This is a genomic window from Runella sp. R0.1_18 (genome assembly GCF_057652155.1).
In genome coordinates, this window is record NZ_JBYFCK010000019.1 from 1 (window position 1) to 15,300 (window position 15,300).

19 protein-coding genes are annotated in these 15,300 nt (G+C 40.7%); 16 read left to right on the forward strand and 3 right to left on the reverse strand.

The window, feature by feature from the left end; all coding sequences use genetic code 11:
• A partial coding sequence (locus AC23P2_RS24680; protein WP_487775655.1) for a hypothetical protein occupies positions 1–472 on the forward strand: 472 nt, incomplete at its 5' end.
• Positions 473–536: 64 nt separating this feature from the next.
• A complete protein-coding gene (locus tag AC23P2_RS24685) occupies positions 537–1,358 on the forward strand; it encodes a hypothetical protein (RefSeq protein WP_487775656.1) in 822 nt (273 codons plus the stop codon).
• Positions 1,359–1,514: 156 nt separating this feature from the next.
• On the opposite strand, the gene AC23P2_RS24690 is transcribed toward AC23P2_RS24685, so the two are convergent.
• Genes AC23P2_RS24690 through AC23P2_RS24700 form a run of 3 tightly spaced genes read right to left on the reverse strand, consistent with a single transcriptional unit; the run spans position 1,515 to position 4,214 of the window.
• Positions 1,515–2,501: an aldo/keto reductase gene (locus tag AC23P2_RS24690; protein ID WP_487775657.1), complete on the reverse strand. Its 987-nt coding sequence runs from the start codon at positions 2,499–2,501 to the stop codon at positions 1,515–1,517.
• Positions 2,502–2,529: 28 nt separating this feature from the next.
• Entirely contained in the window at positions 2,530–3,420 is an 891-nt protein-coding gene (locus AC23P2_RS24695; protein WP_487775658.1) for a helix-turn-helix domain-containing protein, read from the reverse strand.
• Entirely contained in the window at positions 3,420–4,214 is a 795-nt protein-coding gene (locus AC23P2_RS24700) for a hypothetical protein (RefSeq protein WP_487775659.1), read from the reverse strand. Before AC23P2_RS24700 ends, AC23P2_RS24695 begins: the two co-directional genes overlap by 1 nt.
• Positions 4,215–4,412: 198 nt before the next feature.
• Here AC23P2_RS24700 and AC23P2_RS24705 point away from each other — a divergent pair, with 198 nt between their 5' ends.
• From AC23P2_RS24705 to AC23P2_RS24770, 14 genes are all read left to right on the forward strand, one after another.
• Positions 4,413–5,069, forward strand: a complete 657-nt coding sequence (locus tag AC23P2_RS24705) for a collagen-like triple helix repeat-containing protein (RefSeq protein WP_487775660.1) — start codon at positions 4,413–4,415, stop codon at positions 5,067–5,069.
• A 73-nt stretch (positions 5,070–5,142) separates the two neighbouring features.
• On the forward strand, positions 5,143–5,538 hold the full coding sequence (locus AC23P2_RS24710) for a hypothetical protein (RefSeq protein WP_487775661.1): 396 nt from the start codon (positions 5,143–5,145) through the stop codon (positions 5,536–5,538).
• Positions 5,539–5,642: 104 nt separating this feature from the next.
• Positions 5,643–7,448: a tetratricopeptide repeat-containing sensor histidine kinase gene (locus AC23P2_RS24715; protein ID WP_487775662.1), complete on the forward strand. Its 1,806-nt coding sequence runs from the start codon at positions 5,643–5,645 to the stop codon at positions 7,446–7,448.
• Positions 7,449–7,459: 11 nt separating this feature from the next.
• Positions 7,460–8,137, forward strand: coding sequence for a LytR/AlgR family response regulator transcription factor (locus tag AC23P2_RS24720; protein WP_487775663.1), 678 nt, complete (start codon positions 7,460–7,462; stop codon positions 8,135–8,137).
• A 169-nt stretch (positions 8,138–8,306) separates the two neighbouring features.
• The gene (locus AC23P2_RS24725; protein ID WP_487775664.1) at positions 8,307–9,371 is read left to right on the forward strand and encodes a type III polyketide synthase; all 1,065 of its coding nucleotides are present in this window, start codon (positions 8,307–8,309) and stop codon (positions 9,369–9,371) included.
• Complete coding sequence (locus tag AC23P2_RS24730) at positions 9,368–10,051, forward strand: methyltransferase domain-containing protein (RefSeq protein WP_487775665.1); 684 nt, start codon at positions 9,368–9,370, stop codon at positions 10,049–10,051. Before AC23P2_RS24725 ends, AC23P2_RS24730 begins: the two co-directional genes overlap by 4 nt.
• Positions 10,038–11,174, forward strand: a complete 1,137-nt coding sequence (locus AC23P2_RS24735; RefSeq protein ID WP_487775666.1) for an NAD(P)/FAD-dependent oxidoreductase — start codon at positions 10,038–10,040, stop codon at positions 11,172–11,174. Before AC23P2_RS24730 ends, AC23P2_RS24735 begins: the two co-directional genes overlap by 14 nt.
• Positions 11,175–11,186: 12 nt before the next feature.
• A complete protein-coding gene (locus tag AC23P2_RS24740; RefSeq protein WP_487775667.1) occupies positions 11,187–12,041 on the forward strand; it encodes a UbiA family prenyltransferase in 855 nt (284 codons plus the stop codon).
• A gap of 9 nt (positions 12,042–12,050) precedes the next feature.
• Complete coding sequence (locus AC23P2_RS24745) at positions 12,051–12,584, forward strand: TetR/AcrR family transcriptional regulator (RefSeq protein WP_487775668.1); 534 nt, start codon at positions 12,051–12,053, stop codon at positions 12,582–12,584.
• 142 nt (positions 12,585–12,726) lie between these two features.
• Positions 12,727–13,152, forward strand: coding sequence for a hypothetical protein (locus AC23P2_RS24750; RefSeq protein WP_487775669.1), 426 nt, complete (start codon positions 12,727–12,729; stop codon positions 13,150–13,152).
• Between the two features lie 66 nt (positions 13,153–13,218).
• Positions 13,219–13,572 carry a hypothetical protein gene (locus tag AC23P2_RS24755; protein WP_487775670.1) on the forward strand — a complete coding sequence of 118 codons (354 nt, stop codon included), beginning with the start codon at positions 13,219–13,221 and terminating at the stop codon, positions 13,570–13,572.
• Positions 13,573–13,659: 87 nt separating this feature from the next.
• Entirely contained in the window at positions 13,660–14,280 is a 621-nt protein-coding gene (locus tag AC23P2_RS24760; protein WP_487775671.1) for a LysE family transporter, read from the forward strand.
• Positions 14,281–14,358: 78 nt separating this feature from the next.
• Entirely contained in the window at positions 14,359–14,805 is a 447-nt protein-coding gene (locus AC23P2_RS24765; RefSeq protein ID WP_487775672.1) for a YHS domain-containing (seleno)protein, read from the forward strand.
• A gap of 19 nt (positions 14,806–14,824) precedes the next feature.
• A complete protein-coding gene (locus tag AC23P2_RS24770; protein ID WP_487775673.1) occupies positions 14,825–15,286 on the forward strand; it encodes a YHS domain-containing (seleno)protein in 462 nt (153 codons plus the stop codon).
• The last annotated feature ends 14 nt before the right edge of the window (positions 15,287–15,300 follow it).

Sequence of the window (15,300 nt, forward strand, 5' to 3'; positions counted from 1 at the left end):
ACGCCTTCAAGTCCGATATTTCTTTAATCAACTCTTCCATAATCTCATCTATGCAAATAGCGTACCTAAACAGTTACCAAACTATCATGTTATATTTTTGGAGAAAGATGAAGGAGGAGTTTGTAAAGTTGTCAATAAAAATCCTTTACAAGATAAGCGAATGACTTTTGGAGCCAATATTCATAGTCTTTTAGCTGACAGTTTTTTTATGAAGGAAGGTGTAATGGGCGATTTTGCCAAACAAAAAATCAACAAATTAATAGATGATCTGATAGGAAATACTCCACTTTCTTCGTACCGAAAAGAAGAAATAAAAAAGATTATTCCGCTAATAGGAGAACCTATTATTCGAAAAAAGTTAATAGATTTATTTAATGAGAAAATAAACCTAAATATTGACAACAAAATTGAACACCTCCAACGCCAAATAAACGAACTTAAAGCCATTAAAAATAATGATTCAAATATATAGGCACAATATAGCAGAGCTGTCAAAAAAACACCAAAATTCTCTAAACAATTGTATAACTGAACGAATGAAAAGTAAAAAATGCAACTTATTTGAGTTCATTAAGGATAATTTAGAAAAAATACTCGAAGGAAATCCTTATATTTTATATAATGATATTATTACCAAAATACCTTACGAGCCAGCTAATAAGGAAGAAGTTGAGAAGGTATTCAATTATAAAAATTTCACAAAAAAACACAAAACTAATTATAATGCCTATTCACTTGCTGAAAGTCTTCAAGTAAATGTATGCCCCTATTGCAATCGACAATATACATTTACAATAATTTCCAAAGGTTCAAATAAGGGACAAACAAGGCCTGAATTCGACCATTTCTTTTCACAATCCAAATACCCTTACTTGGCATTGTCGTTCTATAATCTCATTCCTTCATGTAAAATTTGCAATTCTACATTTAAACATGATAAAGACTGGACTCTTGATAATTATATACATCCATATATTGAAGATTTTAACCAATGTAAATTCTCTATAAAACCAAAATTAGGAAACGGAATAGATTTTTTTTATGGAAAAATTGATAGTTTTGATATTAATTTTAAAAATACAAACTTTAAAACAGAAAATAATATTAGAGACTTAGAACTTCTAAGTTTATATAATAAACATAAAGATTATGTTAGTGAAATTTTACAGAGGGCACTAACTTACTCTGAACCTTATATCAATCAGCTATTCGAGCAATATGAAGGAACATTGTTTTCAAGTATTAGTGATATCAAACGAATGGTAACAAGCAACTATACTTCAGATGAAGAACTTGAAAGGAGGGTCTTATCAAAACTAAATAGAGATATTTCGGAAGAAATCGGTTTTTTTGGATAACTTTATACCTCAATCATAGAGTGCCTAAATAACCAAAATTTTCCACAAGTTAAACTTCAAACAAATATCCACAATATTTTATAAGGTTTTCTAACCGCAACGGCGTCAAGCAAAAAGTTGGGCTTACGCCAATGGAGTTTCGAGGGTTGAACTAAATCACAACCCCGTACTTTTCTCCATTGCTTCCGTGTATCTTGTTCCCATAATTTTTACTTCTTCAGAAGCTTTGGTTAATTCTGCTACTTCTGCGGCTGATAGCTGAATATTTACCGCACCATTATTCTCTGTTAAACGATGTAATTTGGTTGTTCCAGGAATGGGTACAATCCAAGGTTTTTGAGCCAACACCCACGCCAACGCTATTTGGGCGTTGGTCGCTTGGTGTCTTTGAGCAAAACGGGCAATAACGTCAACCAGCGCTTTATTGGCAATACGCGCCTCTTCCGTAAAACGTGGGATAACTCCCCGAATATCACCTGCTTCAAATTTTCGGTGCTCGTCGATAGCCCCTGTCAAAAAACCTTTGCCCAACGGACTAAACGGCACAAAGCCAATCCCTAACTCCTCAATGGTTGGGATAATTTCGATTTCGTGCTGGCGCGTCCATAGCGAATATTCACTTTGCAGCGCCGAAACGGGCACTACTGCGTGGGCCTTTCGTATCGTGGTCGCCCCTGCTTCTGACAGCCCAAAATACGTAACTTTCCCTTCTTGTATCAGGTCTTTGACCGTTCCTGCTACTTCCTCAATAGGGACATTGGGATCCACACGGTGTTGATAAAGCAAATCAATTGTCTCAACGTTGAGCCGTTTCAGCGAGCCCTCAACAGCGCGGCGAATGTTATCAGGTCGTGAATTGACCCCAACCATTTTTCCATCATGAATGTCAAAGCCAAATTTTGTGGCAATCACCACTTGGTGTTTAAATGGTGCAAGCGCTTCACCAACAATTTCTTCGTTGTTGTAAGGGCCATACACCTCGGCGGTATCAAAAAACGTAACGCCCTGTTCAACAGCGTTTCTAAGCAGTTTAATTGAATCTTCTTTGGGCGGAAAAGGCGCATAGCCAAAGCTCATGCCCATACAGCCCAATCCAATGGCTGAGACTTCGAGTCCTTGGTTTCCTAATGTTCTTTTTTTCATTATAATATTTACTTTGGAGATAAAAAACTTACGATTTCCGAAACTTCACAGGGCTTACATCGGTATGCTTTTTGAAAAAATTAGTAAAATGTGTCACCTCTGTAAAACCCAAAGCGAAAGCAATTTCTGCCACACTCCATTTGCTTTGTTTGAGCATGATTTTAGCTTCTTGCAACAATCTTTCACCGATGAGTTGTGAGGTTGTTTTCCCACCCGTTTCTTTCACTGCCCTGTTAAGGTGATTGACGTGGATATTGAGTTGTGTCGCAAAATCGGAGGCCGTTCTTAATTGTATTTCAACGTGATTTTCGTCAATGGGAAACTGCCTCTCCAACAGTTCCAAAAACAACCAATGAATCCGCTGGGCAGCATTGATGGGCAATTGTTCTACGCGTGTAGAGGGGCGCGTTTTCATCGCATAATGAATCAGCTCATAAATCAGGTTTCGAATGGCGTCGTATTTATGGATGTATTCGGAGGCTAATTCGGCTTCCATTTTTTCAAAAACGCCCCCCAATGCCCCAAACTGTGCATCGTCCAATTCAAAAACGTGGGTACCAACGGGTTGAAAAACTTCGTACTGTATCAAGTTGCCAAACTGATTAAAAAAGCGAGCGTTGAAAACCACATAAAAACCCTCTATTTCGTCGTCGATGTGCTCCCATTTGTACGGAATAAATGGATTAGAAAACACAAGTGCCTGTTTTTCAAACGAAAATACCTTGTCGGCATAATGAATCCGACTCCCTCCTCGGCAAAGCGTTACTTTAAAAAAGTCGCGCCGACGGTACGGCACGGGTTTATTGGCAGGATGAGGCAAGCGAAATACATTTACGTGCCCGATGTCTTTGCTTAAACTCTCGGGAATCCACTCAAATTTTCGGCTGTAAAAATCCTGAAGGCTTTCTGCTTTTTCCATTATTTTTTAACAACTAGCTTTTTATCCAACGTATAACCAATACTTACATTCCAATCCAACGGCTTTCCTGCAATATCGGTTTTTAACGGCACATTGACCGTCGAGCCTATAAAAAAAGGAGATTTGGGCGACGATAAAGTAAAGTTAGCAGCAGTATAAAATCCTGACTTACTGTCTAATTTTAGATAAAACAACTGGGGGTTTATTCTCAATAAAAGGTTTTTCCCGCAAGAAATCACCGAAACCGTTCGGAGCGAAATCAACGATGTATGATTAACGGCATCGTCGCTGATACCTTTTGCGTAAAGACAAAAAAGGCTCACACTTAGTCGCTTACCCACCACAACAGTAGGTGTAAGCTCGACAGGAATCACGCGAGATACGGCAAGGGTATTTTTGATTTGTGGCGCTGTTTCATACGCAAGTACTCGAAAAGGCACTGCTGGGAAATGCGTACCTGCCGTCAGTTGAAACCGTTTTTGGTCAATAATTTTATAACGCCAAATAAAAATAAATGACCAAGGCCGCCCGTCTTGAAGCGAAAATCGAAACTCTGGTTCAAAACTAAATCGCTTGCCACCGTTTATGTTGAGGTTGAAAATAGCCGCAGGTTTACCCAACGAAAAGGCAGGGATGAACGAAAAACCATTGTTGGTGATACTTCCTGTAGCCTTAAAATTAACCACCTGAGCCGTTGAATCAGCTTGCTGTCCCTTACATACGCGACCTAATCCAATGATTAATAAAACAGTGATTATTTTTTCGACCCCTACTTTCGGCAACTGAAGACGCATGTACTTGATTTATTGATGGTTTGAGATTGCAAAAGTAGTTTGATTCATCCCCCCTCCTAAACGCTTTTCAAACCAAAACTTACGAAAATCAAACAGAAGAAAAATCTTAACAGGTTTATGTAACTGTTTAGGGGTGAATTGCGAAATCTTATTTTCTATCCCTAAAATCCGACTTATATCCCAGAAATTTTGTGGCTTTTGCCCGCCAATCTACATTTGTTTCATAATCAAATCTCAAGCAATTTAAACACTCGGCGGAGGTACGCAGGAGCAATGAAAAAATCACCTTTTCTATCCGTATTTCTATCATTATCAGTAGTTTGTAGTAGTTTATTATTCACAAATTGTGAAGGGCCAGCAGGAGCAGTCGGACCAACAGGGCCTGCGGGAGTGGCTGGGCCTGCGGGTCCAACAGGGCCAGCTGGGCCTGCGGGGCAAAATGGCAATGCCAACGTGATTCAAATCTCATACGCAGCCAAAACTTGGACGGCTGCAAAAGGCTCAGCTCAACAATTTGTTTTCCCTTCTAATGTCACGCCTGCAATAATGAATAGTAGTGCTATATTAATCTATATGACCAATGGCACACCAAATAACGCAACCTCTTATGGTTGGTATGCTATCCCTGGTATTGTCCCAGCAAATGGAGTTGAACATGAATTCTACTATGAAACTACTTTTGCTGGAAACACCGCAGGAATAAATATTTATAGAAAAATAGCTTCGACGTCAACACTTGCAGCTTCAACTCGTATAGTGATTATCCCTGCCAACGACCTCCGCAATGGTCGTAAAGGAGTAGTAGATTTCTCAGATTATAATGCCGTGAAAGCGCATTATAACCTAAAGGATTAAAATAATTTGATCAAAGCAGGATGCCGAAAATGCTGATTTAGAGTAGGCGATAAACGCTTAATTATTTACCGAAATGAAAAAATTATTCTTTACCCTCGCAATAGCTCTGTTTATCGGACATTTTGTAAATGCCCAAAATCACAATACGCTGTGGTGTGACAAAGACATGAAACTAAAAAACACGCATCACTTCATGTTGCAAAAAACCACTGAAACGGGTAAACTTAATGCCAAAATGAAATGGGGAGCGCCAAATGGTGGTGCTACTTTTTCGGCAGCCAATTTAGAAATCACCAACGGGACTTGTGAATCTTGTAAGCCTCTTGGCGCTATTGGTTCGGGCAATTACGAGCAAAATTGGGTTATTAAAGTAACTGATCCCTCAAAACCCGTAACATTTGCGTGGAAAACAACAGGCACAATCAATGTGTGTGGTACTGGAAAACTTGTTATCCCGAAACCATTCTAATCAAATTTGACTTATATTTACGATTAGAGGATAAAAACACCTTTTTCTCTTCACAAATAAAGAATAGAGAAAGGTGTTTTTTTAGTACTGCTACCCACTGAAAAATGCCCAACATACTTATCAAAATAGCGCTTTTATTTTTAGCTTCTTATACTGTATTTGGGCAACCTCTCTCCTTACCTGAAAGTGAAGTCAAAAAATTGAAACTAAATGTAGAAGTAGGCGCCGAAGACACCAATAACGTCATCAGCTTATGGCGTTTGGCAAGGTATCATACCATGACCGACCCTCGCCAAGCTGTCGTGTATGCAACCGAGTCAATCAAACTCGCCAGAAAACTCAATTACACCTATGGCGAATTGGTTTCTTTACAGGCGTTGAGCTTCGTCTCAACCATCACGGGTGATTGGCAAAACGGTATGCAATCAGCTTATGAAGGCTTGCAGGTAAGTCAAGCAAAATATCCTAAGTTAGAAATCGTTTTTTATAACTTAATCGCTCTTGTTTATGAAAAACAACAAGATAATAAACACCGATTAGAATGGTTATTAAAAGCCAAAAACGACCCAGAAATAGAATCACTTCCTAACAACGGGAAATGGCTGATTTACCATAATCTTGGCGAGGTTTATGAAAATTTAAACGAGCTTGATTCTGCCATGTATTATGGAAAATTAATAGATACTAATTGTAGAAAATTGAACATTCCCATAGAGGTCTCCTATGCCAATGCCGTCATGGGAAGGGTAGAAAAAAAACGCAAAAACTACCCACAAGCATTACACTATCTAAGAACTGCGATTAGTTTCTCAAACAAATTTGGCAATCCTTTTTTAGAATCTGAGCAGTCGGTCGATTTGGCAGGGGTTTTTCAGGCAATGAACCGACCCGACTCGGCTATTTTTTACGCGGAAAAAGCCTTAGAAGGCGGCCGAAAATTCAAAAACTTAGTACTCACCACAAGCTCCGCCAAAATTTTAGCGCAAATCTACGAACAAAAAAATCCCGCCAAAGCAATCAATTATCTGAAAATAGTAAACGCTTCTAACGATAGTCTTTACACGACGTCTAGAATTTTCCAAACGCAAAATATTGTCAATACCATCAAACAACGTGAACGAGAATTGGTAGAAGCTAAAAAAGAATACAACAATTCTATCAGGCAAAATACACTCATTGGATTTCTTATTTTTTTTGGATTACTGACTATTATTTTGATTCGGAACAACCGTCAAAAACAAAAAAACAATGCAGTTTTGAAGGACAAAAATCGAGAAATAAGCCTTCAAAAGGAGGAAATAGAGAAAACAATGGAGCAAAAACAGGTACTCCTTTCTGAACTGCAACATCGCGTAAAAAACAATCTGCAGTATGTAATCAGCATCTTAGAAATCCAGAAAGAATCAGCGAGCCATAGCAACATCGACGACTTGATAAGAAGCAACCAAAATCGGATTCATTCGATTGCTTTACTCCATAAAAAATTGAATGTTTCAGAAAGTGTCAATGAGGTGGACTTAAAACGGTACGTAACCGACTTATCCGAACTCGTCAAGGATTCGTATGACATCAAAGAAAAAAATGTGAGTCTGTTTATCACTTGTGACATCGAGATTTTGTCCATCACAAAAGCATTGCCCTTGGGTTTGATTATCGTCGAGTTGGTTAGCAATAGCATGAAACACGCTTTCAAGAATCAAACAAAAGGCATTATCAATATCGAAATCACCCAAGAGAAAAACTCAAAAAAGAATTGCCTGCACTACATCGACAATGGCGTTGGCTTTGATTTTAAGAATGTACAAACCAAAGGGCTTGGCGTAGAAATCACAAAAGGACTGATTGACCAACTCAATGGCACAGTGGAAACACAACTCAAAAAAGGGTTTGAACTGAAAATGTGTTTTTAACGACCTTAGCAATGAATTCAAAAGTAATACTAATCGTAGAAGATGATTTTCTGAATAGAAGACTTACTAAGAAAATTCTTCAAGAAAATAGTTATCAGGTTTTAGAAGCTAAAAATGCCGACGAGGCCTTGGCAATTTTCAATAACGAATTGGTTGACCTCGCTATTCTTGACATCAATCTCGGCGATGGAGAAATGGACGGCATTAGTTTGGGAAATCTCATTCAAAATAAACAAAAAGTACCATTCATCTATCTGACAGCTTACGAAAATACCAACATCATCAGTGAAGCTATTGCAACGTCACCTTATTCTTACCTCACCAAACCCTTTAAAAACAGCGACTTGATCGCATCTATTGAATTGGCGCTCATAAAATCTTCAAAAGAAGACAAACCCAAGCCTACCATTTTGGTAAAAGATGGCGAATATAAAGTCGAATTGCCATTAGAAGACATCAATTTTATCAATTCAGAAGGAAATTATTTACTCTTTTATACCAACGAGAAAACGTTTAAATCTCGTGCAACTATTTCACAAATTTTAGAAGTATTACCTCCTTCAAAATTCATTCAAATTCACCGAGCATTTATCGTCAACAAAGATAAAATTGAGAAGTATAACGCTAAAAATGTGGTTATAAAAAATACCATCATACCCCTCTCCAAGAAAGACCTCTTTGAGAAATAAATCATAAGATTGGCAGCCGTGGGCATGGAAGGAGAAATGATTTTCTTAAACTCCTTCGCCTATTTCTAGTTAATATACTAAATTAAGCCGTTGTGTGTCGTTTGGGCGACATTTGGTAAAATGCCAAACTGCTTAATTTGCGCAATTCATTAACTCGAAAGCTACATAAATGCCTTTTATCAACGCCATTGGAACGGCTGTTCCACCCCATCGGCATCATCAATCCGACATTTTGAGGTTTATGATTGCAGCAGAAAATTACTCTGATGATGAATCAAGGCGGCTGTCGTTGATGTATCACCGTAGTGGTATTTCGTTTCGTCATTCGGTACTACCAGATTACAGTTGTGCAACATCCGAATTTGAGTTTTATCCCAAAACAGCCGACTTAGAGCCGTTTCCGACGGTATCGCAACGAATGACTTTTTTTGAAAACAATGCTCTTTCGCTCGCCCATGCCGCTATTACCGACCTTTCTTCCACCTTCGACTTACCCACAATAACTCACTTAATAACAGTTAGTTGTACTGGACTAATGGCACCAGGGCTGGATATTCAATTGATAGAAGCCCTCGGCCTCTCCCCCACCATTGTACGGAACTCAGTCAATTTTATGGGTTGCTACGCCGCAATTCACGCCCTGAAACTAGCCGATGCCTTTTGTAGAAATGTGCCTACCGCAAAAGTATTAGTAGTTTGTACCGAGTTATGTACTTTGCATTTTCAAAAAGGAAAATCGCTCGATACCCAAACCTCTAACTTATTATTTGCCGACGGCGCAGCGGCTTGCTTGGTGACCAACGATGCACAAGGGAAAAGCATCGAAGGGTTCTACTCTGAACTTGCTTTGGCAGGCAAAAATGACATGACGTGGAAAATTTCGGACTATGGTTTTTTAATGACCTTGAGCAACGAAGTGCCAAAATTGTTGGAGCAGTCGATTCGGGGAATGATTGAAAACGCCCTTCAACACCAACGAATTCTGCGCCAAGATATTCAACATTGGGCAATTCATCCTGGAGGAAAAAGCATCCTTGAAGCAGTCCAGCGCGCCATGAGCCTAGAGAAAACCGCCAACGAAGTCTCGTTTGACATTCTGAGAAATTACGGAAATATGTCTTCGGTTACCATTTTATTTGTCCTAAAACAACTATTTTCATCCCGCCAAGAAGGCAAGACGTTTACGGTTGCTTTTGGGCCAGGTATCACCATGGAAAGCATGATTTTGGCATGATAAATTTCAAAAAACGCTCCTACACGCCCGAACTCTTGGATGCCGACGACATCCCATCAGTTGATTTGTTTCAGAATTTAAAAGAGCTCAAAATCATCAATACTTTGCTTGGCGGGCATCGGGTGGTGCTCAATGGCATTTCAAAATTTGCCAAACAAACCGCTTCCCTCTATGTGGTGGAAATTGGCTCAGGAGGCGGCGATAACCTTGGCGCGATTCGGTCGAAATACCCCGATTTCTCGCTCGAAGGAGTCGATTTGAAGCTCGATTGTACGACCTACGCGCGAAGTCAAAACCCATCGGTTCGTTTTCAAACGGCCGATTATCAGAAAGCTACGTTTCATAAAAAACCTGACGTACTCTTCAATTCCCTTTTTTGTCATCATTTTAACGACGAACAATTGGTGGACATGCTGCAATGGATGAATCAACATTCGACCAAGGGGTTCATCATTGCTGATTTGCACCGACACGCCTTGGCATACTATTCAATTAAGGTCTTGACTCAGCTTTTTTCCCGTTCTTATTTGGTCAAAAATGACGCACCGCTTTCGGTCAGGCGTGGTTTTACGCGTTCAGAATGGGAAACGTTACTTACCAAAGCAGGTATTTCGCATTACACTATACGTTGGCAATGGGCGTTTCGATTTTTAATTATAGTACAACATGCGCAAAAATAAACTTGGCATTGTAGGCGGAGGCTTGGGAGGCTTGAGTCTCGCCATACAGGCAGCTCGAAAGGGTTTTGAAGTGACGTTATTTGAAAAGAATACTTACCCTTTCCACCGCGTTTGTGGCGAATACATCAGCCTCGAATCCTACGATTTTATTGAACGCTTGGGCGTCCCTCTGACCGAATGGAACTTGCCCATGATCAAACGCCTCGAAATCTCGTCGCCTAAAGGCACAACTGTGACCGAAACTCTCCCATTGGGTGGATTTGGGCTGAGTCGCTTCCAACTCGACGACGAACTTGCGCGCGTTGCCCGCTCGGTGGGAGTACAAGTATTAGAAAAACATACCGTTAGCAAGATTGACTACCTGACAGACACCGATTCGTTTATCATCTCGGCCAACCAACAAACGTGGGAAGTGGATTGCTGTGTGGGAAGTTTTGGGAAAAAATCAAACCTCGATGTTACGTGGAAACGGCCCTTTGTTCAAAGTAAAACTACCCGCCTCAACAATTACCTTGGGGTCAAGTACCACCTTAAAACCGATTTCCCCAAAGACAAAATCGCCTTGCACAATTTTGTGGACGGCTACTGTGGCATTTCGGCCATTGAGGACGACAAATACTGCTTATGCTACCTCACAACGGCCCAAAACCTCAAAAAATCGGGCAATAAACTAGAACAAATGCACGAACAAGTGCTCTTTCGGAATCCTTATTTGAAATCAATTTTTGCCAATGCCGACTTTTTATTTCCCGAACCCGTCACCATTTCCCAAATTAGTTTTGAACCCAAAAGCTTGGTCGAAAACCACGTGCTACTGCTCGGCGATGCCGCAGGGATGATTACACCCCTGTGCGGCAACGGCATGAGCATGGCGCTGCACGGCTCAAAAATTGCGTTTGAGTGGATCGATAAATATACTAATGGAACAATTTCTCGCCATGAATTAGAAGCTCAATTTACCACCAGCTGGAACCAGCATTTTAAACGTCGGCTGTGGTTAGGACGACAAATTCAAGCCCAATTTGGGAGTGAATTTCAAACTGAAGTGTTACTTCGGAGCCTCAAACCTTTTCCTTTCTTAGTCAAAAAAATCATTAGCCTCACTCACGGAACCCCGTTCTAACGCACAACTGTTATGAATGCTCGCGCCCTATTATTGCACCTTCGTTTACCATTTTCACTGTTTTTGATGCCCGTGTATTGGTTTTCTCTGAGCCAAACGCGCGATTTTGACGTATCAAAAGCCGCTTGGATTTTTGTCATTTGGCACCTGTTGGTTTATCCAGCCAGCAACGCCTACAACAGTTATTTTGACAAAGACGAAGGTAGCATTGGCGGATTAGAAAAACCTCCCGCCGTCGATAAAAAACTATTTTATACCGCTTGGGTCATGGATATTTTGGCCGTTGTTATTTCCCTTATTTGGGTCGATTACGTCTTTGCAGCGGCGGTATTGGTGTACGGATTGGTGTCAAAATCGTACAGTCATACGTTGATTCGTTTGAAAAAATACCCGTTTTTAAGCTGGTTAATCGTAGGTTTTTTTCAAGGGGCATTTGTCTATATCAGCACCCAGCAGGCCATTTCACCTGTGAGTTTGCCCATGACAAGCTCGCTTTTGCCTGCGCTATTAAGTTCGATGATGCTGTGGGCCGTTTACCCCATGACCCAAATCTACCAACACGAGGAAGACGCCAAACGAGGTGACCGAACATTAAGCCTGCTGTTGGGAATTCGGGGGACTTTTTTGTTCACGGCGAGCATTTACTCGCTAGCCGCTGTTGGTTTTTGGTACTATTTACCGTATCGGCACTTTCTATTTTTTATTATGCTCACCTCTCCTACACTTGTTTTTTTCTTAGATTGGTTTCGTAAAACTTGGCTCGACGAATCAAAAGCCAATTTTAAAAATACCATGCGGCTCAATTTGCTGGCTTCGATTGGGCTTAATGTGTTGTTTATAACGCTATTTTTGCTGAACCATTACTAATGTATAGTCATGACCGACAGCAGGGAAATTTGGATTACGACTGGATACGAGCACTTTAGCCTCTTTGGTTTGGGAGAGCTCAAGGTTGAAAAACTTGCCAAAAAAGTGGGCATCAGCAAATCTTCGTTTTATCACCATTTTGCGGACATGGATGTTTTTATTGAACATCTCCTTCAATTACACCTCAAACAATCCAAAATTATTGCCCAAAAAGAGCTTGTCGCTCAGGCCATTGATCCCGAACTCATTCAGGTTTTGCTTGACCATAAAATCGACTTGCTTTTCAACCGACAACTACGCGTTCATCGTTCTACCAAAGCATTTGCCGAAACCTTGCAGCAATCCAACCAAATCATTGGCAATAGTTTTGTATGGTTATGGGTTAGAGAATTAAACCTTCGCCTCAATGAACAACAGCTTTCAGGGATTTTTGAGCTCGCTCTCGAAAACTTTTACCTTCAAATTACCCCCGAAAACCTTACTTATCCTTGGCTTTCTGAGTACTTTGCCAAACTCAAAAGCATTACCCAACGGTTAGGCTAATTTCGATTGTACGCTTCCGTCTAAACGGTCTCTCTGCTTATACGTAACATTGCATGCCAAAGCGCTAGTAATCATCACTAGTGTTCTTTAGCAGGGCTACCGTCATGCCCCAATTTTCATAAACACCTAATCGTAAAGCACAATGAGCATACGTTCGCATAAATCCTACTTAAAATTCACCTCCGTAGTTGTGGGTTCTTTTGGCCCTATTTTCTCTTTGGGAACACGACTTTCTACCTCTGAGCCCGCTCGGTGGTCGCTTGACGTACTGAGTTGGCCACTTGACGGTCTTCAAACGTACGAGGCTCCAACCACTCAATTTTTATCAGCGCTCACGGGCGGATTTCTTTTTGGCTGGGGAGTCACCATCTGGTTTTTGCAAAAATGGGTGTACGATAGCGCTCCCGAAGCCACCCGAAAAGCCGTCGTTGCGGGACTAATCGCGTGGTTTTGTTTGGACAGTGTGGGTTCTTATGCCTCTGGCAACGTCTCCAATGTCTTTTTTAATGTGTTGGTGCTTTTACTGGCCGTAGGACCACTTTGGAAACCTGCAACAACCGTTGCGTAATATCTCCACCTTTAAAAACATCTCTCAACTATATATACATCAAAACGCTCGTCATCTAACACAATTATGAAACCTTCTCAAAATCAAACTGGGTTCCTTACAGTACTACTCGCTGCACAAGCCCTTGGCGTCTTTATTTACACCATTTTGGTCATTAATGGCCACGGTTTGGGGCTATTCGACGTTTTTCTGAACGACATTCTTCTGGTCAATTGGAGCGGTCAATTTAATGTGGACTTCAGTTCTTACTTACTTTTATCGGGCCTTTGGATTGTTTGGCGCAACCAATTTTCGACAAGTTCGCTCCTTTTAGCACCCATTGCCACCATCATGGGTATCATCGTGTTTGCTCCTTACGTCCTGTATTTGGTGATGGCCGAAAAAGGCGACCTTAAAAAAGTACTCGTTGGCCATCGCTAGTCATTCAGTATTTTGGGGCAAATGTCATTTGACCGACAATTCACCAAGTAGCCTCGCCATACCTTTGTTTTGTTAATCAACAAAGGTATGTTCGAATCATTTGCCATTCTTTCAGTGACGGCACTCATCAGTTTTGCAGGCTCTATTCATCCTGGCCCTGTCAATGTATCAGTAGTTCAAGCAACCCTCAACCGTAATTTTAAAACGGGGGTATGGGTGGCCGTCAGTGGTACTTTACCCGAAATCATCTATACCTTTGCCGCCCTCAAAAGTCACGTTTTTTTAACCCATCATCCTGCTCTACTAAAAACCCTAGAACTAGCGGTTGTTCCCTTTTTCTTCTTTGTTGGGGTGTATAGTTGGTCAAAAACCTCAATAAAAAAAGACAAAATGTACTTTCCAAATCGCTCAAAGGAGGTCGTACAAGGTTTTGTCGGGGGACTACTCAACCCGCAACTTTTTCCTTTTTGGGTAATTGTACTGATTTATTTACATTCCTATTTTACGTTTGACACGTTGAGTGCCCAACTTTCCTTTGTCGTCGGAGCTGCTTTGGGGGCTTTTCTGATTTTACTGCTTTTTGCGTATGTAGCGCATCGTTTTCAAACCCAATTGGGCTTCATTATGCAGCAGTTTTCGCCTCACAAACTCATTGCCTTATTTTTTATTTCCATGTCTTTGTACCAAACCTTTAAAATATTGCTCTGATTGTCGGCTCACCGACAATTGGAGATGCCCTACTTGACCATCTTTGTATCATTCAATTATTTTATCATCATTCTACCAATGCAAAAGCCACTCTTATTGCTCGCCCTGTTGTTCTTGCTTGTTTCAACAAGCCTCTTTGCCCAAGAAAAAGCCATTTATCAGAAGAATGGCATCGCCATCAACGGTCACGACGCCGTAGCGTATTTCACCGACAGTAAAGCTGTTGAAGGCAGCGAATCGCACGTTTACGAATGGATGGGTGCCAAATGGCTATTCAGTTCAAGTGATCATTTAGAAGCGTTCAAAGCCAATCCAGAGAAATACGCGCCCCAATTTGGCGGATTTTGTGCCTACGGCGTAAGTGAAAACCACAAATCCCCGACCGACCCAAACGCATGGACTATTGTTGACCAAAAACTATACCTGAATTACAGCAAAAAAGTCAAGGAATTGTGGTCAAAGGATATTCCAAATCGTATTCAAAAAGCCAACGAATACTGGCCTATTTTAAACAAAAACAACTAACCAATCCCCTATTACCCAAATGAAAACGAACCATCTTTTTCTGTTTTTTTTAGCCGTAATGCCGCTATTCGTATATAGTCAGGCGTTACAGCGTCAGAAGCAATTTAACCTTGAAAACGGTTTGGCAATACAAGGCTATGACCCTGTTGCCTACTTTACCCAAAACAAAGCTGTGGAAGGCAACAAACAAATAAGCACTGTCTTTGAAGGAGTTATATACCGTTTTACAAGTGCAGCCAATAAAGAATTGTTTTCAAAAGACCCAAAAAAATACGAACCTCAATACGGCGGATGGTGCGCCTATGCCATGGGTGCCACGGGCGAAAAAGTAGAAGTGGATCCCGAAACTTTCAAAATCTTGAACGGCAAGTTGTACCTCTTTTACCATTCTTGGACCAACAACACCTTGACAAAATGGAATAAAGATGAAACCAATCTAAAAGCCAAGGCCGATAAAAGCTGGACTGTATTTTTTCACTAAACCACCTACTAAGT